We start from the raw sequence: 26319 nt of genomic DNA, 5'->3' as shown, positions 1-26319 counted from the left end.
GATACTGGAGCGCGTTATGTTATCACTGAAGGAAAACAGCGAAGCTCTGGGGAATTTCTCGGAGCAGCTAGATATTGAAGGCCGTAGTTTATGGCAAGACGCTCGTCGTCGTTTTATGCACAATAAAGCGGCCATCACGAGCCTTGTACTACTTTTCTTTATTTTATTATTTGTTATTTTTGCCCCAATGTTATCGCCTTTTGTTTATGACGATACCGACTGGGAAATGATGTCAATGGCACCTGATTTTGCCTCTTCTCACTATTTTGGTACAGACTCCTCTGGGCGTGACTTATTAGTCCGTGTTGCGATTGGTGGACGTATTTCATTAATGGTCGGTATTGCGGCTGCCTTTGTTGCTGTTATTGTTGGTACGCTGTATGGCGCAATGGCGGGCTATATTGGTGGACGTGTTGACTCTGTGATGATGCGTTTACTAGAAATCTTAAACTCATTTCCATTTATGTTCTTTGTTATCTTATTGGTGACATTCTTTGGTCAAAATATCTTACTGATTTTCGTTGCGATCGGGATGGTATCTTGGCTCGATATGGCGCGTATTGTAAGAGGACAAACCTTAAGTCTAAAACGTAAAGAGTTTATTGAAGCTGCATTAGTTTGTGGTGTGTCATCACGCAATATCGTGTTAAGACATATCGTACCTAACGTACTGGGTGTCGTTGTGGTTTATGCCTCTTTATTAGTCCCTAGTATGATTTTATTTGAATCCTTCTTAAGCTTCTTAGGTTTAGGAACGCAAGAGCCATTAAGTAGTTGGGGAGCGCTATTAAGTGATGGTGCAAACTCAATGGAAGTTTCTCCTTGGTTGTTACTTTTCCCGGCTTCGTTCTTAGTTGTCACACTGTTTTGCTTTAACTTTATCGGTGACGGCTTACGTGACGCATTAGACCCGAAAGATCGTTAAGGAGAACAAAATGACAAATACAACAAACAAGTCGTTATTAAGTGTTAAAGATCTCTGTGTGACTTTCGGTACACCGGATGGTGATGTAACCGCAGTTAATAAACTCAACTTTGAATTAGCTGCTGGTGAAACCCTAGGCATCGTCGGTGAGTCTGGCTCCGGTAAATCCCAAACGGCATTCGCATTAATGGGATTATTAGCGAAGAATGGTCGCACAGCGGGTAGTGCAAACTTTAGTGGTCGTGAGATCTTAAATCTTCGCCAAAGCGAATTAAATAAAATGCGTGCTGAAGAAATATCTATGATATTTCAAGATCCAATGACTTCATTAAATCCGTATATGAAAGTCGGTGCGCAGCTTATTGAAGTACTAATGTTGCATAAAGGCATGAGCAAAAATGATGCTTATGCGGAATCAGTACGCATGTTAGATGCGGTAAAAATGCCAGAAGCCCATAAACGAATGAGTATGTATCCTCATGAGTTTTCAGGCGGCATGCGCCAACGTGTAATGATTGCTATGGCATTGCTTTGTAAACCAAAACTTTTAATTGCTGATGAACCGACAACCGCACTTGATGTGACAGTTCAAGCACAAATCATGACCTTACTCAATGAGCTTAAGAATGATTTAAACACCGCAATTATTATGATCACCCATGACTTGGGGGTTGTTGCGGGTATTTGCGATAAAGTATTGGTAATGTACGCAGGGCGTACCATGGAGTACGGTAAAGCGCGTGATATCTTCTATCAACCATCACATCCATATTCTATCGGATTATTACAGGCTGTTCCTCGCTTAGACGGTGAAGACGAGCGACTAGCAACCATTCCGGGAAATCCGCCTAATTTATTACGTTTACCAAAAGGCTGCCCATTCCAACCTCGTTGCCAGTATGCAACAGAGCAATGTTTAACGAGTGAACCTCAATTGGAGCAATTTGCACAAGGGCGATTACGTGCCTGTTTTAAAGCGGTGGAGGAATTGGTATGACGCAAGCCACATTACAAGATAGAAAAGTTATTCTAGAAGTGAATGACTTAAAAGTTTATTTCGATGTTCAAGATAATAAACAGTGGTTCTGGCAAGCTAAAAAAAGCCTCAAAGCCGTTGATGGTGTCACATTGCGTTTATATGAAGGTGAAACATTAGGGGTTGTTGGTGAATCTGGTTGCGGTAAATCGACATTTGCGCGCGCCATTATCGGGTTAGTCAAAGCCTCTGGGGGTACAGTCACTTGGTTAGGTAATGATTTACTGGGAATGGGGAATAAGCAATGGCGCGATATTCGCCAAGATATCCAGATGATTTTCCAAGATCCGCTGGCTTCCTTAAACCCAAGAATGACGATTGGCGATATCATTGCTGAACCTCTAAAAACCTATCACCCTAAAATGAAACAGGCGCAGGTAGTTGAAAAAGTTAAAGCAATGATGATGCGAGTCGGATTATTGCCAAACTTAATCAACCGCTACCCACACGAATTCTCAGGTGGACAATGCCAACGTATCGGTATTGCTCGCGCGTTAATTCTAGAACCTAAATTAGTGATTTGTGACGAACCCGTTTCAGCATTAGACGTATCAATTCAGGCTCAAGTGGTTAACTTACTGAAAGATATTCAAAAAGAGATGGGATTATCTTTAATCTTTATTGCCCACGATCTGGCCGTGGTGAAACATATTTCAGATCGTGTATTGGTAATGTATTTAGGGCATGCCGTGGAGTTAGGAACGTATGATGAAGTTTATCATCATCCATTACACCCTTATACTAAAGCGTTGATGTCAGCAGTGCCTATTCCTGATCCTGATAAAGAGCGCAATAAGCATATTGATTTATTAGAAGGAGAATTGCCTTCTCCGATTAATCCGCCATCAGGGTGTATATTCCGTACACGTTGCCCGCTGGCAGATGAAGAATGTGCCAAAACACGTCCTTTATTAGAAGGAAGCTTCCGCCATGCAGTCTCTTGCTTAAAAGTGGACCCGCTTTAATGTAATTAAATAGTGTGAATAAGATAAGAAGCCCGTTTGAATAAATTCAAGCGGGCTTCTTACTTTTTATAGCTAGAATATCGGACATTTATTGTTATTTTTTCTTTAATGGATCTTCGATAATACCGGGTAAATGAGGTTTAGCATGGATTTCTGCTCCGATATTGGCTGCGTGGGTAATAGAACGCCATTCTTCGCTACCATCAAAGCATTCCTTTGGTTTTAACCAACGAGTTGGTTTGCTGTTATTCATAATTTCTCTGCCTGTGAAATAGGGTAAATAGAAGGGGCGCTACAATCAAAGCGGGTTTGCCCTGAAGGGGTTTTCAGTGCTGGAGAAGGGAATTCTTTATCCCCGAGGCTACTATGGACATAATTTGAACGAGTGGCTTCAAAATAAAATTTTCGCCACCAAGGTTTTGCCAATTGATCGTTTGCTTCTCGGCGACTGACAGCCGTTTCACCTAAATAAAATCCCTTATCGGTTACGATAATATCGAAAAAAGAGGAGTAGTAACCGGGATGATCAGTATGAATACCAAAACCACCATTTGTTGGTCTAAAGTTTTCCCCACCATCAAGGGTGACAAGAATGGCGTTAACACAGCCCCATTTCGTTCCTGCACATTGATCTGTTTTTCGGCTCAGTACTGCAGGGAAGACTAAGGCATCATCGCGCTCAGTTGCCCAGATTAGGCGACCTTGGTATAAGCAAGCTGATCCATATAATATTTCTTGATGGATATTATTTTTTGTATTGTTGTAATAGGTGATCCCTTCTCGCCTTTCATTATATTTTTCCAAGGTAAAAAAACGATGGTCATCAATACGATAAATGACAGTGGGTGGACCATAACTTTTAATCTCTTCGGTCATTAAACGTTGTTGTTCGGCTTTATCTTGCGCTTCTTTAATGGCAGCTTTTTCTTTTAATGATAAACAGCCCGTTAATAGGGTGGCACTTAAAATAAACAGTAAGGGAAATTTAAGTTGATGTAATAACATGGGTTATCCTTATTAAGATGATGCCGTTTCACTTGTATTAGCATTTGAAAATATCTTATTACTGCAAAATTAATCACGTTATCCATCAGAAGTTGTGATTTATAATCATTATACTAATTCAATAATATTGCTATCCTTGTTTGTTGAATATTGCAACTTAGCCATGTTTCAGGAAAATATAAAAAAAATCTTATTTATTCAATGCTCTAGACAATGAAACTTATTTATTATCTTGAAGTTGAAACTATATTATTAGTTTATAGTCGGTGTTATGGCAAGCAAAACGCTGATTATCAATGTGTTGATTTTTATTATTAAGGCAAAATTCACAAAAATAAATTTTAATCCAAGTAATAATACGTAATTAACTTAATGATGTTAATTTTTAGTATATTAAAGTAATGAAAATAGCTAATGCTATTATATTCCTTTATTTTTAATAATAAATTAAAAACAACATTAAGTATTTATAACGTGATGACATATTATTTGAAAGTTTAATAAAGCGGCTACTCTTTTATAGCACTATTGGGTTGATTTTTTGTATCACGAAATAACTTTGTGGTTTGTGTCACTGTGTCATATTTTCAGTGTGATAGTTTATTGTTGACCATTCATCGGCATTTTGTTTATTTTTCGGGGAAATTATGAAAAAAAGCACAATATCTATCTTAGTTAGCACCGGTGTATTACTGTCATCAATTGCAGTAGCAAATACCACTGGCTCAGAAATCCTTGCTGTACAATCAGGCGGTACACCCAATAAGGTGTACCAAAGTAATAAACCGACACTGAAAGTAGCTACTTATAATATCGGTAAAAATGAAGTTTCAGCAGATGTCACCAATTTTGACAAGCTTAATCAAGCAATCAAAAATATCGATGCTGATGTCATTGTTGTTACTGAAGTCGATAATAAAACAGCACGTAGTAAAAATATTAACCAGCTTGAAACGTTGGCAAAAGCCAATAATATGCAGTTTGCTTTTGGTAAAGCGCTCGATTTTGATGGTGGGCAATATGGCGTTGGTATTTTATCAAAATATAAAATTGATAAATCACAGGTCGTTAATCTCCCTTCAGGTAATGCAGAGCAACGTATTGTTTTGTTATCACAAATTACGAAACCAGGATTTGATTCTCCTATTATTATTATGGGAACACACCTTGATTGGCAAAAAGATCCCACTATTCGTATTGGTCAAGTAAGACATATTTTAGATGCTGCAATTGGTGATACAGAGACTGGCTTTGATAATATTTCAACATCAATAAAAATATTGGCTGGTGATTTTAACTCTACCGCCAATGAGCAGCCAATCCAAGAAATTAACTATTTTTGGAACCCTGTTGAAAAACCAAATAGTGATAAGCGGACATGGCCGGCAATTAATCCAGCCATAGATATTGACCATATCTTTACGTTTAAAGGACAAGTTTGGGATATCAAAAATATGACAATCCCTCAAGATTCAGCGACATTTAAATGGTCAGATGCCAGTGATCATTTGCCCGTTATTGCCGAGTTAGAACTGCAAGAGCAGTAATAAATAACGATATACAAAAACACCCCAAAGTTGATGTTCAACTTTTGGGGTGTAGTACATTTATTCAGATTTTTATTCAGTTTTTTTTTATTTTTGCACCCACTAAATTGTCTTATTTTTAACCAATCTGTGTAAATAAATTGATTTTTATTAAATAAATCTCATTTAAATCCAATAATCACTAGTCAGATATAAAGAATATTTTTATAGTGACCGACTTCAAAAAAGTAATAACAGACTAAACAGTAATCACCACACCTTTCTTCATATTTTACTTCGCTAAGTAGCAACATGCTGAACGAGTAAATCTTCATATTTAATCACTGTTACCTTTAGCATTTTATGTTTTTTTTAGACAGTACATGGTATGGTAACAGAATTTTATATTGACTTAAAACGACTATCGAAAAATGACAATGTATAAACGTCAGCACTTAAGCAGAATTTTATATATTTGTTTACACTTTATAAGTGTTTAATTATTGATTGATTAATATGTCAGATAATTATGGATATTTGATTTTATTAATCTTGTCACGTAAATTAATTAAAAATAAATTTGGGGAAGAAAGTTTTGGATATAAATATTTTTTCATTAAACTACGATTATATAAGTGAAAGAAAGATGCTCCAATATTCTATTGGCTATGAACTTTCTTTACTAAGACAACGTAATTCAATGACAGGTTCTGAATTAGGAAAAAGAATAAATATCTCACAACAACAAATATCTCGTTATGAAAGAGGTCTAAATAAAGTACCAGTTGATATATTAATTTATGTATTAAGTATATTTGATGTTTCAATTGGCGAATTTTTTGAAAAGGTTTCGAAACGAATTATTACATTAAAATATAAAATAAAGTATGAAACTGATCATAATTTCCCTTTTTTAGAAAATTGTCCTCAATGACAATAATGTTTTACTTGTACCACGATTATACACTGCTAATTTTATATAAATATTTTTGATTAATGCTGTTAATTAAAATAATACTTATTAAGTATAAGATACTAATCAATTAGTAATCAATGCTATTTCTATTCTTCGGATTTTAAGTGAAACCGTTGTATACCTGTAATATAAAAAAGGAAAAGTAAATGTTTAAAAAAAATACGCTAATTAAAACTGTATTAGCAGTGTCTATTTTATCTGCTAGTAGTTTAGCAACAGCTGCGACAGTAGTTAATGGTGGTAAAATTAATTTCACTGGTCAAATTGTGAATGCAGCTTGCGCTGTTAGTGCTAAATCAATGAACCAAACAATTAATATTGGTCAATATAGAACCGCACAGTTTGATGTTGTAGGTAAAACAGTTGGAGATACTAATTTCTCTATTGATTTAGCAGACTGTGATACGACAGTAGCAAAAAACGCATCAGCATCATTTTCTGGTGTTAGCGACGCTAATGATAAGACAATATTAGCGGTTAGTAATATCACTACAGGTGGTTCAGGTGCAGCAACTGGTGTTGGTATTGAGCTAATTGACCATACAGGAAAAGTCTTAACACCAGACGGTTCTGTTTTTTCTACAGCGAAACAACTTATTAATGGAGCTAATACTTTAGATTTCGTCGCACGTTATAAATCAACATTAGACACTGTTACTCCAGGTCATGCTGATGCTAACGTCACTTTCAAAATGCAATACGACTAATTCTTATTAGCTATTTAGAGGTATGGTTTGAATAAGCCATACCTCTATATCGAGGAAAATATGAAATATAGTTTTATATATTTTATTGTCCTATCTTTTTTTACCTCTTTCTACTCTCAAGCTTATGGCGTGAATAAAAAATTTATTGAAGATGGGATCTTTTATATTAGGGGTGGAATTGTAGAGCCTGCGTGTGTTGTATCAACTGAAAGTGAAAACCAAACCATTGATATGGGTGTTGTAAGTAGTAATAAATTTCATCAGGTAGGAAGTCGTTCTATTCAAATACCTTTTTTTATTAAATTGACTGATTGTAATAAAAATATAAGTGATAAAGTTAGTTTGATTATTTTAGGAAATGAAAATAGCAAGGATAAAAGATTATTCAATATCACAGAGCAGGTAAACTCAGCTTCCGGTGTTGGTATTGCATTATACGATGATGAAAACGAAATTATAAAACCTAACGTTGTTGGCGAATATAAATTTTTCGAAGAAAATGAATCAAGATTAAAATTTAAAGCAAGTTATTTAGCGACAGAAGAACATGTTAAAGGCGGCAAAGCAGATGCTGTCGTTTGGTTTGTTTTAAATTATAACTAATTAGGTCTATCACTAGAGGTTAATATGTATTTAGCATATAGAAACTATATTGTTTTATTTTTTATTTTTTGCTATTCATCTTTATCTTATGCGGGAGGTGTTGCATTAGCGGCCACTAGAATTATTTATCCATTAGAGGCTAAGCAAACATCAATTACTCTTAGTAATACAGATAATAAATTACGTTTTTTAATTCAATCGTGGGTTGATAATAGCGATGATAAAAAGAGTAATGATTTTATCATTACACCTCCTCTTTTTGTTAGTAAGCCTAATAGTGAAAATACATTAAGAATAATCTATGCGGGAAAAGAACTGCCGAAAGATAGAGAAAGCTTATTTTGGTTAAATACAAAGTCAATACCTGAAATTGAAAGAGAGCAAATTAAAGATAAAAATGTACTTCAATTGGCAGTGTTATCCAGAATAAAAATATTTGTAAGACCTGATGGCTTACAATTTAATTTAGATGATATTCCTAATAGCTTAGAGTTTAAATTCTCTGGGCATGATATGGCAATTAAAAATCCATCACCTTATTACGTGACTTTAGTGAATTTACACTTAGGTGATGAAAAATTAAGCAGCGTAATGGTTCCTCCTATGGAAACGGTCAACGTAAGAATTAATAATCAGAATCATAATAAAATTTCTTATCAAACAATGAATGATTATGGTGCAAGTACTCCAGTAATAATAAAAACAATTGCAAAATAAATCAGTTAAATATGACAATATAAGGTTTTTCTTATGCTGAAATCTAGAACTATAATCTTTAATATTTATATTATATTAGGGTCAGTATATTCAAGTTTTTCTTATGCAGATAGTTTTTTTAATCCTAGCTTAATTTCTAGTGTAGAGGGTGAGGTTGCTGATTTATCAAGATTTGATAAAGGGCAAGGACAGCCAGAGGGAACTTATTCAGTAGAAATATATATTAATAATGAATATGTCTCTACAAAAAACATTCTTTTTTATGAAAGTGAAGGTGCTTCAGATGATACAGGGCTATTACCTTGTTTAAAAGCTGATGATTTAACGGCATTCGGTGTAAATCTTACTCATAAAAAAGAAGATATAAATAATGCTTGCATCGATCTCTTAAGTGAAATAGAAAAATCCAGTGTTCGTTTTGATTTTGAACGTCAAAAATTATTTTTAAGTATTCCACAAATAATGTTTAAAAATAATATTCGTGGTTATATCCCACCAGAAAAATGGGATAATGGAATAAATGCTATTTTGTTAAATTATAATTTTACGGGTAGAAATAATAAAAATGATAAAGACGGATCAAATAATAACAATTATTTTTTAAATTTAACACCTGGTATTAATATAGGATCATGGCGTTTTAGGAATGAAAGCTCTTGGATTTATTCTAGAGGACAAAACGATCAAAATAAATGGCGTAATATTAGAACATATGCACAAAAGCCGATTATTTCATTAAAGGCCGATTTGACGGTAGGTGATTCATTTTCTAATGGTTCTATCTTTGATAGCCTTGGTTTTAGAGGTGCTAAATTAGAATCTGATGATAATATGCTACCTGATAGCATGCGTGGATTTGCTCCGACAATTAAGGGAATTGCAAATAGCAATGCCATTGTGACTGTGAAACAAAATGGCTTTGTGATTTATCAGATTTCTGTGCCACCTGGCGCTTTTGAAATAAAAGACCTTTATGCAACTTCAAGTAGCGGTAATTTAGATGTTACAGTTGAAGAAAATAATGGGAAGATTACCCAATTTGTTGTGCCATATTCCAATGTGCCTATTTTACAAAGAGAAGGTCGATTAAAATATGAGCTTATCGCGGGTGAATTTAGAAGCGGTTCAGGCAACCAAGATAAGCCTAATTTTGGCCAATTTAGTTTAATTTATGGTTTACCTTATAATACAACTCTTTATGGTGGTAGTCAGTTCTCAAATAATTATCAATCATATGCTATTGGACTGGGCGGGAATTTAGGAAACCTAGGGGCAATCTCGGCAGATCTTATACAAGCAAATAGCATATTACCTAATGAAGAACATAAGAAAGGGCAATCTGTTCGATTACTCTATGCCAAGTCAATAAATGAGATCGGCACTAATTTCCAGATCATGGGGTATCGATATTCAACTCAAGGCTATTATACGCTAAATGAAGTTAGCTATAAAAGAATGAAAGGGTATGAAATAAGACACCCCGATGGGTTATTTGAAGGTAAGGATCAACTCTCTGATTACCATGATTTGAACTATTCTAAAAAAGGGCGTTTTCAAATTAATATTAGTCAAAAAATAACTAATAATAGCTCTTTATATATTTTAGGTTCTTATCAGAATTATTGGAGAACATCTGAAACTGAACAGTTATGGCAAATTGGATATAGTGGAGATATTAAAAGGATTAACTATAATCTTAGTTTATCAAAAATAAAATCTCCGGGTATGAGTGAAGACAATAAAAATATTGCCTTCAATATTTCCATTCCTATTGATGATCTGTTTAACTCCCATAAAGTTAATGATTTAAAATCTAATAAGAACAGTATGTATGCTGTTTATTCAATGAATAGAAGTAATGATAATGTATTAATACAACAAGCAGGTTTAACGGGAACACTACTTGAAGACAATAATTTAAATTATAATATTCAACAAGGATATGCTCACAATGGTGGAGGATATTCTGGAATGGTTTACGGTAATTATAAAGGAAAATATGCTAATGTCGGAACGGGCTATAATTATAGTAATGATTGGCATGAGTTAAATTATAGTTTAAATGGCGGTATTGTTGCTCACTCTGGTGGTATTACATTAAGCCAACCTTTAGGTGATACAAATATTCTTATCAAGGCTAATAATGCAAATAATATAAAAGTGGAGAATGCAAACGGAGTACTTACGAATAACCAAGGGTATGCCGTTTTACCTTATGCCTCTACTTATAAAAATAATCGGGTTTCATTAGATGTAAATTCATTAGGTGAGAATGTTGAATTAGAAAATTCGATTCTAAATGTTGTTCCTACAAAAGGCGCATTGGTGCAAGCTGAATTTAAAACAAATATCGGCTATCGAGCAATGGTAACTCTAACAAAACAGGGTGGTTCTGCGATCCCATTTGGAGCGATCGTTGTCGATGAGGCGCGTTCTGCTAGTGGAATTGTAGGTGATGATGGTCGTGTGTTTATTTCTGGGTTAGCACCAGTTGGTAAATTAAAAGCCAAATGGGGACAAACAGAAGATAAGCAATGTTTATTTAATTATAAAATTGACGAGACATCATCTAAAGAAAAAGGGATCTATTTTATATCTTCAACTTGCCAACATTAAAAATAGCAACTTAGTGAGTCTATTATGATTAGAGTATTATTATTTGCAGTAATTGCAATTACGTCAAATAGTGCATTTGCCGTTTCTTGTGTGAGTGGTTGTAATGTCAGTGAATATTCAACCTTAAGTGGGCAATTATCAAAATCTGAAAATAGAATTGGTATGACCAAAGATGCCTCTGAAATTATTTTAACTAATTTAGCGAGGCTAAAATGGAATAGCGGACAAGCTCAAACATGGGCAACGTATTTAAATGGAAATATACCTTCGTCTAATACAAGTAGTGGAAGTTGGAACTACTCAAAAATAGATGACTATATTTCTGTTGCATTGAGTGTTGTAAATAATTGTAGAACACTATACGTGCCTTATAATGTTTCAACATTAGATAATGTTTGTGGTGTTCGAAGCTATACTGATGGCGAAGAAACCGCAGTCGCAACAAGGAAATATCAAACCAGAATAAGAATTGATAAAGCAATAATTAGTGGAACGTATGTAAATAATATTTTTGTTGGTGAGTTTGGTTTTTGTCAACCACAAAATTGTTCAACTAAACAAGTTGTTATTTCCAAATTATATTTAAACCTGTCAATGACCGTACCTCAATCTTGTACTATTAATTCTGGTCAAGTGGTTAATATTGATTTTGATAATATACCGGCTTCAGGTTTTAAAGAAGCAGGTAAAAAAGCGGAAGGTGTTAGTTCAATTTCTCGTAACTTAAGTATTAAATGTGACAATATGGATGCAAGCGCAGATTTAACTATGCGACTACAAGCTGATTCCGTTAAAGGCAATGCTATTGTCTCTAATAATAAAAGTGTTGGATTTGTTGTTGCGAGTTCGTCTGGATCAGAATTAACACCAAATAATATATCAAGTTTTATTCCATTTAAACTTAATGGAAACTCTGATGCTAATGTCACTATTAGTGTTTATCCTGTCAGTACTGATGGGAACACACCAAATGAAGGCTCTGTAACTTCAAGTGGTTTTTTGCGTGTTGATTTTCCCTAATCTCTATAGGCTCACATTATGAATGAGTTATCGTATTTCTATAAAAAAATAGCACAAGTTATGTTGTTATGGATATCCTTATTCTTTATTGCTTTTACTTTTGTCATTAAAAATGCAAATGCAGAATTAGCGAACGTCAATATTATTATCAAGGCGAATATTGTTGCGAATACTTGTAGAGTTAGCCCTGATTCAATAAATAAATTTGTTGATTTAGGTAAATGGGCAACGAAAGATTTTAAACAAAATAATATGACAGATCCTATTAAATTTACACTTAATCTAACGGATTGTAGTGTGGTAACGAAAGGCGTTAAGGTGACATTTAACGGTGATGTTAATGGCACTGATAATAGTTTGTTTAAACTGGTGGGAAATAATGCTGCAACTAATGTTGGTATTGCCATTTTAGATAAAAATAAAAGCAAAGTGTTGCCTGGTAAAGGAAGCATCATGTACCCAACTGATATGAATAATACTATCACACTTGACTTTTATGCTTACTATCAGGCTATTAATGAATTGGTAACGAGTGGAAGTGCTAATAGTGAAGTTGTGTTCACATTAGAATATCTTTAAATAATAAAGGGAACAGAAATGCTCCCTTTGTTTTACAACGCAGATCCTATTTTATAGCAATCTTATTATCAGATTAAATCCAACCTTTAGCTCTAAAGGCTTTTAATGTAGAAACAAAATAGCTCATCTCTTCTGGTGTCCCTAACGTTAAACGACTCCAGCCCAAAGCGGGTGGAAATTCACGACCAACCATAATGTTCGCGTCTTTCATTCTATTTTGATAGGTTTTTACATCGCCTTTCACTTTATGGAATATAAAGTTCGCATGAGAAGGTGCATATTCAATATTTAGCTCTTTTAAGACATCAATTACCATTTGGCGAGAAACATCAATCGATTTGCGGCTATATTCCACATAGGCTTTATCTTTTAATGAAGCTAATGCAGCCACTGCACCCGCAGTGTTGGTATTATCAATAGAAACAAACACATCAACATCGGCAATAACTTCAGGTACGGCAACACCATAACCGACACGTAGCCCAGCTAAAGCATAAATTTTAGAGAAAGTACGAGTCACAATCAGGTTTTTATAACCCGCTTCAACTAATGCAATAGCACTGGTAAATTCAGGCGTTGAAACAAACTCGGCATAAGCTTCATCAATAATAAAAAAGACATTCTCTTTTGCTGATTTTACCCAGTTCGTTAAAGCAGCAGTTGGCGTTAACATCGCGGTTGGATTATTAGGATTACATAAATACACCATGCTGATGCCATCAAACTCTTGCGCTTTTTTCTGCATGGTTACTAAATCGAAAGCTAAAGTATTATCAACGGGTACTTTAACGATTTTTACACCTAAAGGTTCTGCATAAAGCTCGGCATAATTAAAAGTAGGATCAGGCACAATAAGCTGAACGGCTTTACCTTCTTTTTGACCTTTATTAGCGACATATTGAACTGCTGCTTGAATTGTCTCAGATGAGCCATTTCCCAAAGTGATATGTTTATCTGAAAGTTTAAATTCGTTACCCAGCTCGCTAATTAATGCACTACGCGCATCGTCGGGATATCTAAAAGCATTGGGTAAAGCATCAATAATTGCCTGTTTTGCTTTTTGCGACATACCAAGTGAATTTTCATTAAAATTTAGCAATAACGGATTTTCTGCATTAAAAACCAATTTATTTTTTAGTGTTTCATTGGCATAAGCAGAGCTAACAAATGAACTTAATGAAAGACCACCAATCACTAAGCTTGATGAAGTTAAAAATGACCGACGATTCATGTTATGTTTCCCAAGTAAATTATTCTATGTTTTATTAGTTCTCATAGATTACTAAAAAAAAGATAGAAGTAAATAAATATGATAAAAAAATAATTATTTATTCATCTCTTGCTGTGGGGAAAGAGACTATTGTCGTACTTAATCTTGCTAAGCTTGAGGATGAGAAAGGGGTGTTAATTGATTGTTTACATGATGAGTATTTGAATTTCGAGTACTTGAATGATGAGTATTATTAGGCTTTACCACAGCGCCAATTCTTTCATTACATATTTTTGCTGCATAAATATTCTTATGCCATAAAAAGCTATCTCGTCGAAATGCTAAATCGACACCTTTTTTATTTTTATTATGTAACATAAGATTTTTTTAAATTTTTATTTTTATATAAAAATAATTTGATAATCACTTGTGTAAAATGAAGGGAAATACAGATATTTAAATTTTCATAAATATTTCTAAATAAAATGCCTTAATAAAGTTCACTCAAGATAATCAGGTAAATTCAAGCAATATAACGATTTTTCTCCTATTTTTGTGAGGAATATCAACTCTCCTTAAATAAAGCTTTCCATTAATTATAATAAACAGACAACGAAAACGTTTGCATAATATTTTTATGTCGATAGAATTCGTCAGATTTTTTTGGCCTGGTGAAATTAATAGGGGGTTAAAGTGTCTCAGGACAACAATTATAGTCAGGGCCCTGTGCCCATATCCGCAAGAAAGGGTGGATTGGCGTTAACCTTTGTGATGTTGGGATTAACGTTTTTTTCAGCCAGTATGTGGACTGGCGGCGCTCTTGGTACTGGTCTTTCCTTTAATGATTTCTTCCTCGCAGTTCTAATTGGTAATCTTCTTCTTGGTATCTACACCGCATTTCTTGGTTTTATTGGTTCAAAAACAGGTCTTACTACTCATCTTCTCGCGCGTTACTCTTTCGGTATTAAAGGTTCTTGGCTTCCCTCATTTTTACTCGGTGGTACTCAGGTTGGTTGGTTTGGTGTGGGTGTGGCAATGTTTGCCATTCCGGTAGGAAAAGCCACTGGTATTGATATTAATCTCCTCATCGCCGTTTCCGGCATTTTAATGACCATCACTGTATTCTTCGGCATTTCTGCTCTCACCATTCTCTCTATCATTGCTGTTCCAGCTATCGCTATCCTTGGCAGTTACTCTGTTTATCTTGCTATACATGATATGGGCGGGCTTTCAACGTTAATGGACGTTAAACCCGCTCAGTCATTAGATTTCAATTTGGCGCTGGCAATGGTAGTCGGATCGTTTATTAGTGCGGGAACGCTTACGGCTGACTTTGTTCGCTTTGGACGAAACCCTAAAGTCGCAGTGGTAGTCGCAATTATTGCCTTCTTCTTAGGTAATACATTGATGTTTGTCTTTGGTGCTGCTGGTGCCGCCTCACTGGGAATGGCAGATATTTCGGATGTGATGATTGCGCAAGGATTATTACTTCCAGCGATTATCGTGCTCGGCTTAAATATTTGGACAACCAATGATAATGCGTTATATGCCTCTGGATTAGGCTTTGCCAATATTACAGGCTTATCAAGTAAAAAGCTTTCAGTGATAAATGGCATTGTCGGTACACTGTGTGCATTATGGCTCTATAATAACTTTGTAGGCTGGTTAACCTTTTTATCTGCTGCGATCCCACCTGTTGGTGGCGTTATTATTGCAGATTATCTGATGAACAAAGCACGCTATAACACCTTTAATGCTGCCACGATGCAATCGGTTAACTGGGTAGCGTTACTGGCAGTTGCAATTGGTATTATGGCAGGGCACTGGTTACCAGGCATCGTACCTGTTAATGCAGTATTAGGCGGTGCAATTAGTTATGCTGTGTTAAATCCAATATTAAATCGTCGTACAGCTCGACAAGCGGAGATAAGTCATGCTGGGTAAGAATATCGAACAAATTAATCATGCTCGTCTAGTTGGAAAAGACGGTTTGTGGCGTATTACGCTTAAGAACAATAAAATTGAAACGATAGAGCCACAACCTGAAAATAATTTTCATCCTGAAGCATTAGATGCGCAAGGTGGTTTAGTTCACGCTCCTTTTGTTGAACCTCATATTCATTTAGATACAACTCAAACCGCAGGGCAACCGAATTGGAATCAATCGGGAACGTTATTTGAAGGTATTGAGCGTTGGGCAGAAAGAAAAGCGTTGTTAACTCATGACGATGTTAAACAACGCGCATGGCAAACGCTTCAATGGCAAATTGCTAATGGTATTCAACATGTTAGAACCCATGTGGACGTTTCTGATGCATCACTCACAGCATTAAAAGCCATGCTGGAAGTGAAAGAAGAAATTAAACCTTGGGTTGATTTGCAAATTGTTGCTTTTCCGCAAGAAGGCATTTTATCTTATCCTAATGGTGACGCTTTATTAGAAGAAGCATTAAAATTAGGTGCGGATGTTGTTGGTGCTATTCCACACTTTGAATTTACGCGTGAATATGGTGTTGAATCACTGCATAAAACCTTTGCATTAGCACAAAAATACGATCGTTTAATAGATGTTCATTGTGATGAAATTGATGATGAACAATCTCGTTTTGTTGAAACTGTTGCCGCTTTAGCACATAAAGAAAATATGGGTTCAAGAGTGACAGCAAGTCATACAACCGCAATGCATTCTTATAATGGGGCTTATACTTCACGTTTATTCCGTTTATTAAGAATGTCGGGTATTAACTTTGTGGCAAACCCTTTGGTTAATATTCACTTGCAAGGTCGTTTTGATACTTATCCAAAGCGTCGTGGTATTACTCGTGTAAAAGAGATGCTAGAAAGCAATATTAATGTTTGTTTTGGTCATGATGATGTTTTTGATCCTTGGTATCCATTAGGCACAGCAAATATGCTCCAAGTTCTACATATGGGGCTGCATGTTTGCCAATTAATGGGTTATGGTCAAATTGATAATGGGTTACAGTTAATTAGCTATAACAGTGCGAAAACATTGGCTTTAACGGACTATGGTGTCGAAATAGGAAATAGTGCAAACTTTATTATTCTGCCTGCGGATAATGGATTTGATGCTTTACGTCGTCAAGTGCCTGTGCGTTATTCAATTCGTCACGGTAAAGTGATTGCACAAACAGAGCCTGCGAAAACAGCAATTATGTTAGATAAACCGACACCAGTTAATTATAAATAATCTAACAAGTTAGATCCTCGAATAACAGATAAAACGGATAAGTTGATTAATCACTTATCCGTTATTTTTTTATAAAGATTTAACACCTGTTTTCTTTTTATTTTGCTAAATATTTTGCCAGATAAATAAAAATTCGCTTATTCGCATTTGTGTAAAAATAAACCATTGCAGATTTACTCGATTCAACTAGAATAACGCACGGTTAGACCCTCTCCGTATTACTGCGGCTGCTATCCCTTTAATCTGAGAGGTTTTTTATGTCTATACAAAGAGATCGTGGTTGGCGCCAATGTGTTAACCGCAAAAATAAACATCAAGAAATGGGTTGTTCACGAGAGATGTTTAAACCAGAAAAAAAATGGTCTAATTTATATACTCGATCACTAAAAATGACCAGAGCTGAGCAACTTGGAATTGAATACCCAAGAATTTCTCGTAGTCAGCGTCGATTAAATGCGTTATCTGATAGTGAGTAATAATGAATATCTTATTTATTTGCAGTAAAAATCAATGGCGAAGCCCGACCGCAGAACTGTTGTTTGCAGATAGAGAAGGCATTAATACACTTTCAGCGGGTACGCGCAAAGATGCGCAATGTGTGGTTGATAATGAATTACTAAAATGGGCTGATTTAGTGCTTGTCATGGAATCTAAACATTTAAATCGATTATCTGCACATTTTCCGGCAGCCATGCGCTATAAAAAAGCCCATGTATTAGGAATATCTGATAATTATCGCTTTAATGATCCGGCATTAATTGAACTCCTCGAACAGAAAGTTCGGCCTTATTTACCAATGGAAGCACAGCTTCAAACTAAATAATGTTTTGATCTTGATAAAAAAACGCTCAGCCTAAAATAAGACTGGGCGTTTTTTATATCTGAAAATTTTATATATGGATAAATATCAGAAGAACGGATTAGATTTTCATTATCGGCTATTTTTTCTGATCAGCGCCGCTAATTGTGCAAGTTCTTCATCACTAGCACGTTCAGAATCATGCGATGAAAGATAACCCGGATATTTATCAAAGAAAATTTTCTGTTTATTTTCAATAGGCGCCCATTTTGTCATATCACCAGTACCGTGCATCGGACTAAGTTTGCTATGAACATGATCAACGCCAAATCCTTCAAAAAACATTCCTGAACGAGAAACATCAGGAAATGTTTTATCTAAGATTTTTGCCACTTTTTTTGTCGCAATCACTAATAAAGCTAAGGCTTCATCACTAAGATCAAAAGCGTAACTTGGATAGTGTTTTTTAGGAATAACAACGGTAAAGCCTTTGGTATTTGGAAATATAGACAGAAATGCAAGGTGGTGCTCGTCTTCCCAAATTTTATGGCAAGGTGCCTTTCCAGCAACGATTTGACAGAAAATACAATTATCCATAGTAACCTCTAGCCAAAAATGAGCTGATATCTCAGCAAAATTAATGCTAAAAAGATAGCTTTATGTGTAATTTTTTTCAAAACTTAACCAAGTAATGATAATAAAAATCAAAATGATAAGAATAAAAGGAAAGGGGGGAAGAAAGAAGATATTAAAAAGAAAAACCCTTAGCGAGTAACGAAACTTACTAAGGGTTCGGAATAGCTGCAAATTACAGAAGGTTTCTTTCCGCTAAATCAAGCGCAAAGTAAGACAGAATTAAATCTGCACCTGCGCGTTTTATTGAGCCTAAAGTTTCCATTACCACACGATCTTCATCGATTGCACCAGCTAATGCTGCAAATTTAATTTGAGCATATTCACCGCTGATTTGATAAGCGGCTAAAGGTAATAAAGTGCGTTCACGTACATCACGAATAATATCTAAATAAGCACCCGCTGGTTTTACCATCAGCATATCAGCGCCTTCTTGCTCATCAATTAATGATTCACGGATCGCTTCACGGCGGTTCATTGGATTCATTTGATAAGTTTTACGATCACCAATTAAGCGAGAGCCTGCTGCATCACGGAAAGGACCATATAAGGCAGAAGCAAATTTAGTCGAATAAGAAACAATACCGGTGTCGCTAAATCCTGCTTTATCAAGAGCGGCACGAATAGCGGCAACTTGACCGTCCATTGCTGCTGATGGCGCAATAAAATCAGCACCCGCTTGTGCAGCAGCAACCGCTTGAAGCCCTAAATTATAGATAGTTTCGTCATTATCAACATGTTCACCATGTAAAACACCACAGTGACCATGCGATGTGTATTCACAAAAACAGGTATCAGACATGACAATCATTTCTGGTACTGCATCTTTACAAATACGAGACATGCGAGAAACTAAGCCATCACTTTTCCAAGCATCACTTCCTGTTTCATCAAGGTGATGGGATACCCCAAAAGTCATGACAGTTTTAATGCCAGCCTTTGCAATACGTTCAATTTCATAAGCAAGACGTTTTTCAGGAATACGAACGACACCTGGCATGCTTTTAATCGGTTGGTAATCATCAAGCCCTTCTTCTACAAAGATAGGCAGAGCGAGATCATTTTTAGTCAGTGTTGTTTCTTGAAAGAGCGCGCGCAGGTTTTCGGACTGGCGTAGTCTTCTTAAACGCTGGATGGATTGTTCGTTGCTCACAATATCTCCTTTTTATGGCCAGTACTAACAAGTATTTACCGAGGTAGTATAAACCTTAATATCAATAGATAGAATACACGTCATACTTCAAACTGTAGCGTTGTTGGCTATGTTCATTCATTACTCGTCATACTTCAAATTGTAGCGTTGTTGGCTATGTTCATTCATTACTCGTCATACTTCAAACTGTAGCGTTGTTGGCTATGTTCATTCGCACTAGTCACATACTTATGTATGCTCCTAGCGACTCATTCACTTGTCGCCTAGCTACATTTTGAATTATTTAGAGTATAGGAAGTTAGTTATAGAATAGAAGAATAGAAGAATAGAAGAATAGGTGAGGGGGAAAGAAAAAAGAGCAGGATAATTTCTACTCTTTAAATTGATTGCTACTCATTTTTTAATGAGAAGATTATTTTTTTGTCTCTTCTTCTAATGCAGCGACCATTTGAATTTTACAAGCCGCAACAATTTGAGTTAAACCGTCTTGGAATTCTGCGCGAGAGCCAATTTCAGATTTGGCTTCACGTAAAGAATTAACAACTTCAATAGCACCTTCAGTGAATTGCGCTTCAGTTGCTTCTAGTTTTGCAAAATCAAATTTCTTCGCACTCAGAGAGGCCATTGCATCTTTAGCAATTTTCTCTGCTGGCTCTTTTGTATCATAAGCTTTAATTGAGATATCTTTAAAGGTATCGCAGTAATCATCAGCCATTTTTGTTGGGTTTGCGAACGCAACAGCAGGTAATAATAGCAGAGATAAGAGAAGTGGTTTCATTTTAGCCTCATGTTTATTTTTTAGTACATACTTATTGTAGTGTAACATATAAACAGGAGTGACGATAAATCAGAATAAGTGTAAAAATATAAATGGTTAATGTTTTTAACCCTATTGGTTTTAACTATTTTCGTTATAATTGCGTTTAGGGACAATAAGCTAGCAACTTTTGTCTTAATAAATTTTACAATTCACAATAAATAAAATAACTAAAAATATAATAATATTAGGATTTATCTTTATTTACATTTCAAATGGTCAGTTTTTATTTGTGTTAAAAATAATAAAATGTATGTTTTAAATATAAAGTTCAGAATAAAAAATAGTTAAATGATCATTAGCTATCATTAAGGTGATTTTAACACATTGTATTTAATAGGTTAATTTGTGCTCATGCGGGCAATGATAGCAAAGACTCTAATTTTATTATTTAATCTAAATAACATTAAAAATATTAAACAAAAAGAATGTTTGATGGTAACTATTAGTTAAAAACACCCAAAGAAAACAAACTCATTATCATTTGAGTAATATAAAAATAATTTGAATAGAAATATTGAAGTGGGTAAAAGAGAAAAAAATCCCCTCTACAAGGATAGAGGGGTAGCTAAATGAATAAAGAATGGTTTATTTCGAGATTGAGTATATAGGAAATTTGAAATCAAATTTTGTTTATTTGTGCAGCACAAAAAGGTTAGAAAACAGAATAAAAATATGTGCAAATACTCAATTCGAAAATAAACGGATTATTGACGATAGGCTGTCTTAATTTGGCTAATCGTATTACGGAATGTCTCTGCTTGTTTTTCGTCATCAACTTCTGCAATAGCACGTTCAATATTTAAAATAACACGCCCAGCATCTGCTTGACCTAATGCTTTTAACATATAGGTGACTAGTGTTTTTAAGCAAGCCACTTCTTCTGCCAATGTTTCTACATCTGCTTGTGTTTTAAACTTTTCGTTCATTATCTACGTTCCTTTGTCTTTAATTTATAAATCATATCAAGCTAGGTCATAAGAATAGCAAAGTCTCAGCGAGGTATGAATAGTGATAATGAAAGCATTTTATCATATCGAAATTGTTAGCATGATAAAGAGACAAAATAGCCAGTGATCCCATTTGTTTGTTGAAATCACGCTATACTTTGAACGTTATGCATTGAACGTTAATACAAACAAAATGTGGTAAAGCAACCATTGTGAGCAATAAGAAAAAATGCAGAAAAAGAAGGGAGAATAAGAATAATATGAATGAAGAACAACTATTACATGCCATCACTCATTATCCCGCACTTTATCAGCGCAAATCAGGAAATACACATAAGGGAACATTCGGCACATTAGGTCTTGTAGGTAGCTCAGAAGGAATGAGCGGTGCTATTGTATTAGCAGGTAAAAGTGCATTAAAAGCAGGGTGTGGGAAGGTATTTCTTGGTTTTGCTCAGTCACAACTTCCTATTCCTTTTATTGATAGTGCGCCAGAGCTTATGCTTAAAACAGCACAAACATTGATAAATCAGCAAGATATTTCTGCTTGGGCGATTGGGTGTGGATTGGGATTATCTGCAAATTCTGAAGAAATCTTATCAACAGTTTTAGTACAGCGTAATGAAAATAGACCTTATGTTTTTGATGCGGATGCATTAGTACTCATGGCCAATTTTAAATCAGAACTCTCACTTAATCAGCACTGTGTATTAACCCCACATCCTAAAGAAGCGTCTATTTTGCTTAATTGCACGCTAAATGATATTCAAAATAATAGAGAAGAAGCAGCGAAAGAAATTGCGAAGATTTATCATTGTTGGGCAATTATTAAAGGTCAACATACCGTAGTGACTTCTCCGAAAGGCGAAATCACAATTAATACAACCGGTAATAGTGGATTATCAACAGCAGGGAGTGGTGATGTGCTAACAGGCGTTATGGGCAGTTTTTTAGCACAAGGAATGTCAATGTCGGATGCGGTGAAAAGTGCCGTTTGGATACACGGAATGTCGGCAGATCTCTTAGTTAAAAAAGGTATTGGACCAATAGGATTAACTGCATCAGAATTGATTGATGCTATCCGAAATATTCGCAATCAAATATGGACGTTAACACAGCAACATAATGCAAACTATTTTGAATAATCACTTTTATTTTTTAGCTTAACGTATTAATAATTAAAGTAGGTTTATATTAAGATTAGGTTGTTTTTAGTTAATTCACTCACAGTAATCTTTGGGTTATTGCGATAAGATTAAGGCAAATGGAGAGTTGAGAGGAGTTATTATGTATAAAACGATTTTAGTGCCTATTGATATTGTGGAAGAAGAGTTAACCAGTAAAGCGGTACGACATGCTGTGTATTTAGCAAAAGAAACAGGAGCTAACTTACACTTAATTCATGTTCTTCCTATCTCTTCAGCAATCATTAATGCTTATTCATTGGGTTATCCAGAAATTAAAGATAAAGCGACAGTAAAAGCAGAAAATGATATGCAAATGTTGGTAGATTCGGTGGATTTGCCTGCTGAAAAGGTCGCTTATACGGTTACTTTTGGCTCCCCTCGTGATGAAATTTTAGTCACAGCAAAAGATATTCAAGCAGACTTAATTGTGATTGGTTCACGTAGACCTAATATTAGCACTCATTTATTAGGCTCTACGGCTGCGGGCGTTGTTCGCTATGCTGAAATTTCAGTGTTAGTTGTTCGTTAATATATTACTAATATGCTATGAGCATTCCTCATAGCATATTTTTTAGTTTTTTTGCGTAGCTTAACTTATTTATTCAATAAGCAGTTTATTGAATAAATAGTCTAGAACGTGGGTAAGAATGGAAAAATTTACCGAAGAACTTTTAAGGCTCGATCATTTTATTCTACGCATCTTACGCTATTATGTAATAGGCTCTATTTTCTTTTTCTTAGGTTTATTACCCGGCGTATTAGGGTTTTATTTAATTGAAGGGCATACCTTTATGGAATCTTCATTAAATGCAATCTCTATGTTAAGTGGTCAACCGGTAGAGCCAGCACCTGCAACCCCAACAGGGCGCTTTTTTATTGCAATCTATGGTTTATTTCTTCAGTGTGTTTTTATTTTATCAATTGGGCTTGTAGTGACACCTTTTATTCATCGACAATTGCATAAATGGCATCTTGAGGAAGATTAAATAAGCAAGCTGTGGGTTCAACGCTACAATAATAAACAGACAATAATCTGATAATGAGGAGTTGCTATGTACAAGACAATTCTAGTACCTGTTGATATTTCAGAAGATGAGTTAACGACTAAAGCCTTACAACACGCTGTTTATATTGCCAAATTAGAAGGTGCAAAACTGCATCTTTTCCATGCTATTCCTGATATTTCACGTTTCTCTATTAGTTATAGTTACCATTATGACATGCTCAGTTCTTTTGCAAATAAAGCACTTGAGCGTGTACAAGAACAACTGCAAGAATTAGCTAATGGTATCGATTTACCAACTGAACAAGTTGAATTTTCAGCCGTATTTGGTTCTGCGAGAGATAAAGTTTTAGAGCTTGCTGAAAAAATTCATGCTGATTTGATTGTAATAGGCTCTCGTCGTCCAAGTATTTCAACACACCTATTAGGCTCCAATGCATCAGGTATTGTCGCTTATGCCAAACAATCCGTATTAGTTGTTCGCTAAAATCTTTATAAATATTAGAAAATAGTATGAAACCCCTAGATATCTATTTAGGGGTTTTTTATTTTTGTATTTAAGCATTGCTATTTTAAATTGATCTGCGCGTGTGATTGCTTATTAATGCGGTTTTATTTTAAATACTCGGATCTTTATTGATTGAGAATGATAGTCATTCTAAAGTGAGGTGATTATTATTAATTAGAGATGAGTATTATGTTGAATAATAAAAATTTTGTTGTTATGGATGTTGAACAATTTCCTGTTATTACGATGAAAATTTTTCCAGAAACATTGGAAGATGCAAATAACTGGATTGCAGAAATGGATGTTGTACTAAACGAAAAAAGAAAATTTGCCTTGGTTTACCCATCTATCAACAAAAAAGATAAAGAGCATAAAAAAGAAGATATGGAGGGGATGAAAGCGGTTAGGCGCTGGCTTAAAGAGGGGAAAGCGCTTCTTAGTGAATATTGCGCTGGCATGATAATGACTGCCGATCCACAAAAAAATGATAAAGAGCAATTAGTACAACTCTCTTCTGTTATTTCTGCTGTTTATGGTGTTTCTGTATTTGTTGCAGAAACGCTGGATGGATCGTATATCCAAGCTGATGAATTAATGAAGTAATTAAATCTTATTAATTTCCTGCATTAAATTAGTTTATAAAGCACTTGTATGAGTGCTTTTTTATTAAAAAAGTGATAGCTATTTGATGATGCGATTTAAAAACAAGAATGGGTATTTATCATTGTATTGTACTTTCCTATGCCAATATTTATGGCTATCCATCGATAAAATTGATCTACTTACTGCCTAAAATATTTTATTTGTTCATAATAGTATTGAAAGATAATAGAGCGAGAAACGAGCTATGCTGATAAACTTTATATTAGCAGTGGCACGTTTTTGATTAAAACTAAGGCATAGTATGGATAATGAGATAATGGCGGAGTGTACAGCCATTTCACAAGATAAACAGCGGGAAATTACCAAGTTATGTATTCAAACTGCGTTGTTGTTATTGCAACATGGCGCAGAAAGTATGTTAGTCGAACAGCTTTCAACCCGTCTAGGTTTAGCTTTAGGTGTACATCAAGTCGAAAGCGCAATTTCTGCTAATGCAGTTGTATTAACCACGATTGTTAACGGGCATTGCCAAACATCAACACGAAAGATAGTCGATCGTGGCATTAATATGCATGTTGTAACCGAAGTTCAGCATATTGTTATTTTGGTTGAACATCATCTTGCAGATATTCATGAAGCCAGAAAACGCTTTGAGCATATAAAACCATTACGTTATCCACGTTGGGCGATTATTTTTATGGTTGCCTTATCTTGTGGTTGTTTCTCTAAATTAAATGGTGGTAATTGGGATGGCTTTTTAGTTTCTGCCATTGGTGGTGGTCTTGGTATGTTTGTACGCCAAGCATTAACACATCGTCAAATGAATCCATTAATTAATTTCTGTATTACGGCATTTGTGGCGACTTCAGTTTCAGGTCTATTATTAAAGCTCTCTTATTTTCAAACGACGGCGACTATTTCGATGGCTGCCAGCGTCTTATTGTTGGTTCCCGGATTTCCTTTAATTAATGCTGTTGCTGATATGTTTAAAGGGCACGTTAATACTGGCTTAGCGCGTTGGGCAATGGCAACAATGTTAACATTGGCAACCTGTTTAGGGGTTATTTTAGCCATGGCGGTATGGGGGTTAAGAGATTGGGCATAATAATGATAATTCTTACCCTAATTGAAGATATGATTTTAGCCGCTATTCCTGCTGTGGGTTTTGCGATGGTATTTAATGTGCCTTCAAGGGCATTAAAATATTGTGCATTATTAGGCGCAATAGGTCACGGCTCTCGTACGGTTTTAGTAATGAGTGGTATGAACATTGAATGGGCAAGTTTTTGTGCCGCGATTTTAGTGGGGTGCATTGGTATTCAATGGTCACGCTGGTGGCTTGCACACCCTAAAGTCTTTACTGTTGCAGCGGTTATTCCGATGTTCCCCGGAATAAATGCATATATAGCGATGATCTCAGTGGTGAAGTTAACGCAAATTGGTTATAGCGCGGAAATTTTTGAAGCTTTAGTTACTAATTTCCTTAAAGCTTCATTTATTGTCGGTGCGCTCTCTATCGGGCTATCCTTGCCGGGATTGTGGTTATATCGCAAGCGTCCGAGTGTATAAT

Annotated in this window: 29 protein-coding genes; 22 read left to right on the top strand and 7 right to left on the bottom strand. The window is 35.2% G+C overall.

Annotated elements, in window-relative coordinates; translation table 11 throughout:
- Positions 1-16 precede the first annotated feature (16 nt).
- The 3 genes from oppC to oppF are packed head-to-tail and all read left to right on the top strand — an operon-like array spanning position 17 to position 2926.
- Positions 17-925, top strand: coding sequence for an oligopeptide ABC transporter permease OppC (gene oppC / locus QQS39_RS10585; RefSeq protein WP_023581989.1), 909 nt, complete (start codon positions 17-19; stop codon positions 923-925).
- A gap of 10 nt (positions 926-935) precedes the next feature.
- On the top strand, positions 936-1922 hold the full coding sequence (locus tag QQS39_RS10580) for an ABC transporter ATP-binding protein (RefSeq protein WP_151435331.1): 987 nt from the start codon (positions 936-938) through the stop codon (positions 1920-1922).
- Positions 1919-2926: a murein tripeptide/oligopeptide ABC transporter ATP binding protein OppF gene (gene oppF / locus QQS39_RS10575; RefSeq protein WP_151435330.1), complete on the top strand. Its 1008-nt coding sequence runs from the start codon at positions 1919-1921 to the stop codon at positions 2924-2926. The genes QQS39_RS10580 and oppF overlap by 4 nt, the downstream gene beginning before the upstream one ends.
- Positions 2927-3020: 94 nt before the next feature.
- On the opposite strand, the gene QQS39_RS10570 is transcribed toward oppF, so the two are convergent.
- Both QQS39_RS10570 and QQS39_RS10565 read right to left on the bottom strand, forming a co-directional pair.
- Positions 3021-3179: a hypothetical protein gene (locus tag QQS39_RS10570; RefSeq protein WP_285804485.1), complete on the bottom strand. Its 159-nt coding sequence runs from the start codon at positions 3177-3179 to the stop codon at positions 3021-3023.
- Complete coding sequence (locus tag QQS39_RS10565; protein WP_285804484.1) at positions 3176-3931, bottom strand: T6SS immunity protein Tli3 family protein; 756 nt, start codon at positions 3929-3931, stop codon at positions 3176-3178. Before QQS39_RS10565 ends, QQS39_RS10570 begins: the two co-directional genes overlap by 4 nt.
- A 647-nt stretch (positions 3932-4578) precedes the next feature.
- Here QQS39_RS10565 and QQS39_RS10560 point away from each other — a divergent pair.
- The 8 genes from QQS39_RS10560 (at position 4579) to QQS39_RS10525 (ending at position 12675) form a co-directional block, all read left to right on the top strand.
- Positions 4579-5478, top strand: coding sequence for an endonuclease/exonuclease/phosphatase family protein (locus QQS39_RS10560; RefSeq protein WP_151435329.1), 900 nt, complete (start codon positions 4579-4581; stop codon positions 5476-5478).
- A 574-nt stretch (positions 5479-6052) separates the two neighbouring features.
- On the top strand, positions 6053-6391 hold the full coding sequence (locus tag QQS39_RS10555; RefSeq protein ID WP_151435328.1) for a helix-turn-helix domain-containing protein: 339 nt from the start codon (positions 6053-6055) through the stop codon (positions 6389-6391).
- Positions 6392-6579: 188 nt separating this feature from the next.
- Entirely contained in the window at positions 6580-7140 is a 561-nt protein-coding gene (gene fimA / locus QQS39_RS10550) for a type 1 fimbrial major subunit FimA (protein ID WP_151435327.1), read from the top strand.
- A gap of 60 nt (positions 7141-7200) precedes the next feature.
- Positions 7201-7743, top strand: a complete 543-nt coding sequence (locus QQS39_RS10545; protein ID WP_285804483.1) for a fimbrial protein — start codon at positions 7201-7203, stop codon at positions 7741-7743.
- A 24-nt stretch (positions 7744-7767) separates the two neighbouring features.
- A complete protein-coding gene (locus QQS39_RS10540; protein WP_151435325.1) occupies positions 7768-8460 on the top strand; it encodes a fimbria/pilus periplasmic chaperone in 693 nt (230 codons plus the stop codon).
- A 33-nt stretch (positions 8461-8493) separates the two neighbouring features.
- Positions 8494-11076, top strand: a complete 2583-nt coding sequence (locus QQS39_RS10535; protein ID WP_285804482.1) for a fimbrial biogenesis usher protein — start codon at positions 8494-8496, stop codon at positions 11074-11076.
- 24 nt (positions 11077-11100) lie between these two features.
- Positions 11101-12096, top strand: coding sequence for a fimbrial protein (locus QQS39_RS10530; protein ID WP_285804481.1), 996 nt, complete (start codon positions 11101-11103; stop codon positions 12094-12096).
- 18 nt (positions 12097-12114) lie between these two features.
- Positions 12115-12675: a fimbrial protein gene (locus tag QQS39_RS10525; RefSeq protein WP_285804480.1), complete on the top strand. Its 561-nt coding sequence runs from the start codon at positions 12115-12117 to the stop codon at positions 12673-12675.
- A 73-nt stretch (positions 12676-12748) separates the two neighbouring features.
- Here the strand turns inward: QQS39_RS10525 and QQS39_RS10520 are convergent, their stop codons facing one another.
- Positions 12749-13906, bottom strand: coding sequence for a pyridoxal phosphate-dependent aminotransferase (locus tag QQS39_RS10520; protein WP_151435321.1), 1158 nt, complete (start codon positions 13904-13906; stop codon positions 12749-12751).
- A 672-nt stretch (positions 13907-14578) separates the two neighbouring features.
- On the opposite strand from QQS39_RS10520, the gene codB reads away from it, so the two are divergent.
- The 4 genes from codB to QQS39_RS10500 all read left to right on the top strand — a co-directional run bounded on the left by codB (position 14579) and on the right by QQS39_RS10500 (position 17919).
- Positions 14579-15829 carry a cytosine permease gene (gene codB, locus QQS39_RS10515; RefSeq protein ID WP_196736284.1) on the top strand — a complete coding sequence of 417 codons (1251 nt, stop codon included), beginning with the start codon at positions 14579-14581 and terminating at the stop codon, positions 15827-15829.
- The gene (locus tag QQS39_RS10510) at positions 15819-17096 is read left to right on the top strand and encodes a cytosine deaminase (protein WP_285804479.1); all 1278 of its coding nucleotides are present in this window, start codon (positions 15819-15821) and stop codon (positions 17094-17096) included. Before codB ends, QQS39_RS10510 begins: the two co-directional genes overlap by 11 nt.
- 257 nt (positions 17097-17353) lie before the next feature.
- Positions 17354-17572 (top strand): hypothetical protein, encoded by a 219-nt coding sequence (locus QQS39_RS10505; RefSeq protein ID WP_285804478.1) that lies wholly within the window; start codon positions 17354-17356, stop codon positions 17570-17572.
- 2 nt (positions 17573-17574) lie between these two features.
- Complete coding sequence (locus QQS39_RS10500) at positions 17575-17919, top strand: low molecular weight protein tyrosine phosphatase family protein (RefSeq protein WP_285804477.1); 345 nt, start codon at positions 17575-17577, stop codon at positions 17917-17919.
- 108 nt (positions 17920-18027) lie between these two features.
- On the opposite strand, the gene QQS39_RS10495 is transcribed toward QQS39_RS10500, so the two are convergent.
- The 4 genes from QQS39_RS10495 to QQS39_RS10480 form a co-directional block, all read right to left on the bottom strand.
- Positions 18028-18492: an HIT family protein gene (locus tag QQS39_RS10495; RefSeq protein WP_151435317.1), complete on the bottom strand. Its 465-nt coding sequence runs from the start codon at positions 18490-18492 to the stop codon at positions 18028-18030.
- A gap of 211 nt (positions 18493-18703) precedes the next feature.
- On the bottom strand, positions 18704-19681 hold the full coding sequence (gene hemB / locus QQS39_RS10490) for a porphobilinogen synthase (RefSeq protein ID WP_072064069.1): 978 nt from the start codon (positions 19679-19681) through the stop codon (positions 18704-18706).
- A gap of 412 nt (positions 19682-20093) precedes the next feature.
- Positions 20094-20459, bottom strand: a complete 366-nt coding sequence (locus QQS39_RS10485; protein ID WP_151435316.1) for a hypothetical protein — start codon at positions 20457-20459, stop codon at positions 20094-20096.
- 746 nt (positions 20460-21205) lie between these two features.
- Positions 21206-21427, bottom strand: a complete 222-nt coding sequence (locus tag QQS39_RS10480) for a DUF2594 family protein (protein ID WP_006536484.1) — start codon at positions 21425-21427, stop codon at positions 21206-21208.
- Positions 21428-21708: 281 nt separating this feature from the next.
- Between QQS39_RS10480 and QQS39_RS10475 the strand changes: the two genes are divergently transcribed.
- From QQS39_RS10475 to QQS39_RS10445, 7 genes are all read left to right on the top strand, one after another.
- The gene (locus QQS39_RS10475) at positions 21709-22593 is read left to right on the top strand and encodes an NAD(P)H-hydrate dehydratase (RefSeq protein ID WP_285804476.1); all 885 of its coding nucleotides are present in this window, start codon (positions 21709-21711) and stop codon (positions 22591-22593) included.
- Positions 22594-22735: 142 nt separating this feature from the next.
- Entirely contained in the window at positions 22736-23164 is a 429-nt protein-coding gene (locus QQS39_RS10470) for a universal stress protein (RefSeq protein ID WP_036912874.1), read from the top strand.
- A gap of 118 nt (positions 23165-23282) precedes the next feature.
- Positions 23283-23621 carry a hypothetical protein gene (locus tag QQS39_RS10465; RefSeq protein WP_072064066.1) on the top strand — a complete coding sequence of 113 codons (339 nt, stop codon included), beginning with the start codon at positions 23283-23285 and terminating at the stop codon, positions 23619-23621.
- A gap of 66 nt (positions 23622-23687) precedes the next feature.
- Positions 23688-24125, top strand: coding sequence for a universal stress protein (locus QQS39_RS10460; protein WP_151435314.1), 438 nt, complete (start codon positions 23688-23690; stop codon positions 24123-24125).
- A gap of 210 nt (positions 24126-24335) precedes the next feature.
- Positions 24336-24749: a hypothetical protein gene (locus QQS39_RS10455; RefSeq protein WP_285804475.1), complete on the top strand. Its 414-nt coding sequence runs from the start codon at positions 24336-24338 to the stop codon at positions 24747-24749.
- Positions 24750-25050: 301 nt separating this feature from the next.
- Positions 25051-25854, top strand: a complete 804-nt coding sequence (locus QQS39_RS10450; RefSeq protein ID WP_099075539.1) for a threonine/serine exporter family protein — start codon at positions 25051-25053, stop codon at positions 25852-25854.
- Positions 25845-26318, top strand: coding sequence for a threonine/serine exporter (locus QQS39_RS10445; RefSeq protein WP_285804474.1), 474 nt, complete (start codon positions 25845-25847; stop codon positions 26316-26318). The genes QQS39_RS10450 and QQS39_RS10445 overlap by 10 nt, the downstream gene beginning before the upstream one ends.
- Position 26319: the final 1 nt, after the last annotated feature.

This window comes from Proteus appendicitidis (assembly GCF_030271835.1).
GTDB lineage: Bacteria > Pseudomonadota > Gammaproteobacteria > Enterobacterales > Enterobacteriaceae > Proteus > Proteus appendicitidis.
Note: the sequence above shows the minus strand (reverse complement) of the source record. Positions and strands in the feature narration are given on the sequence as shown.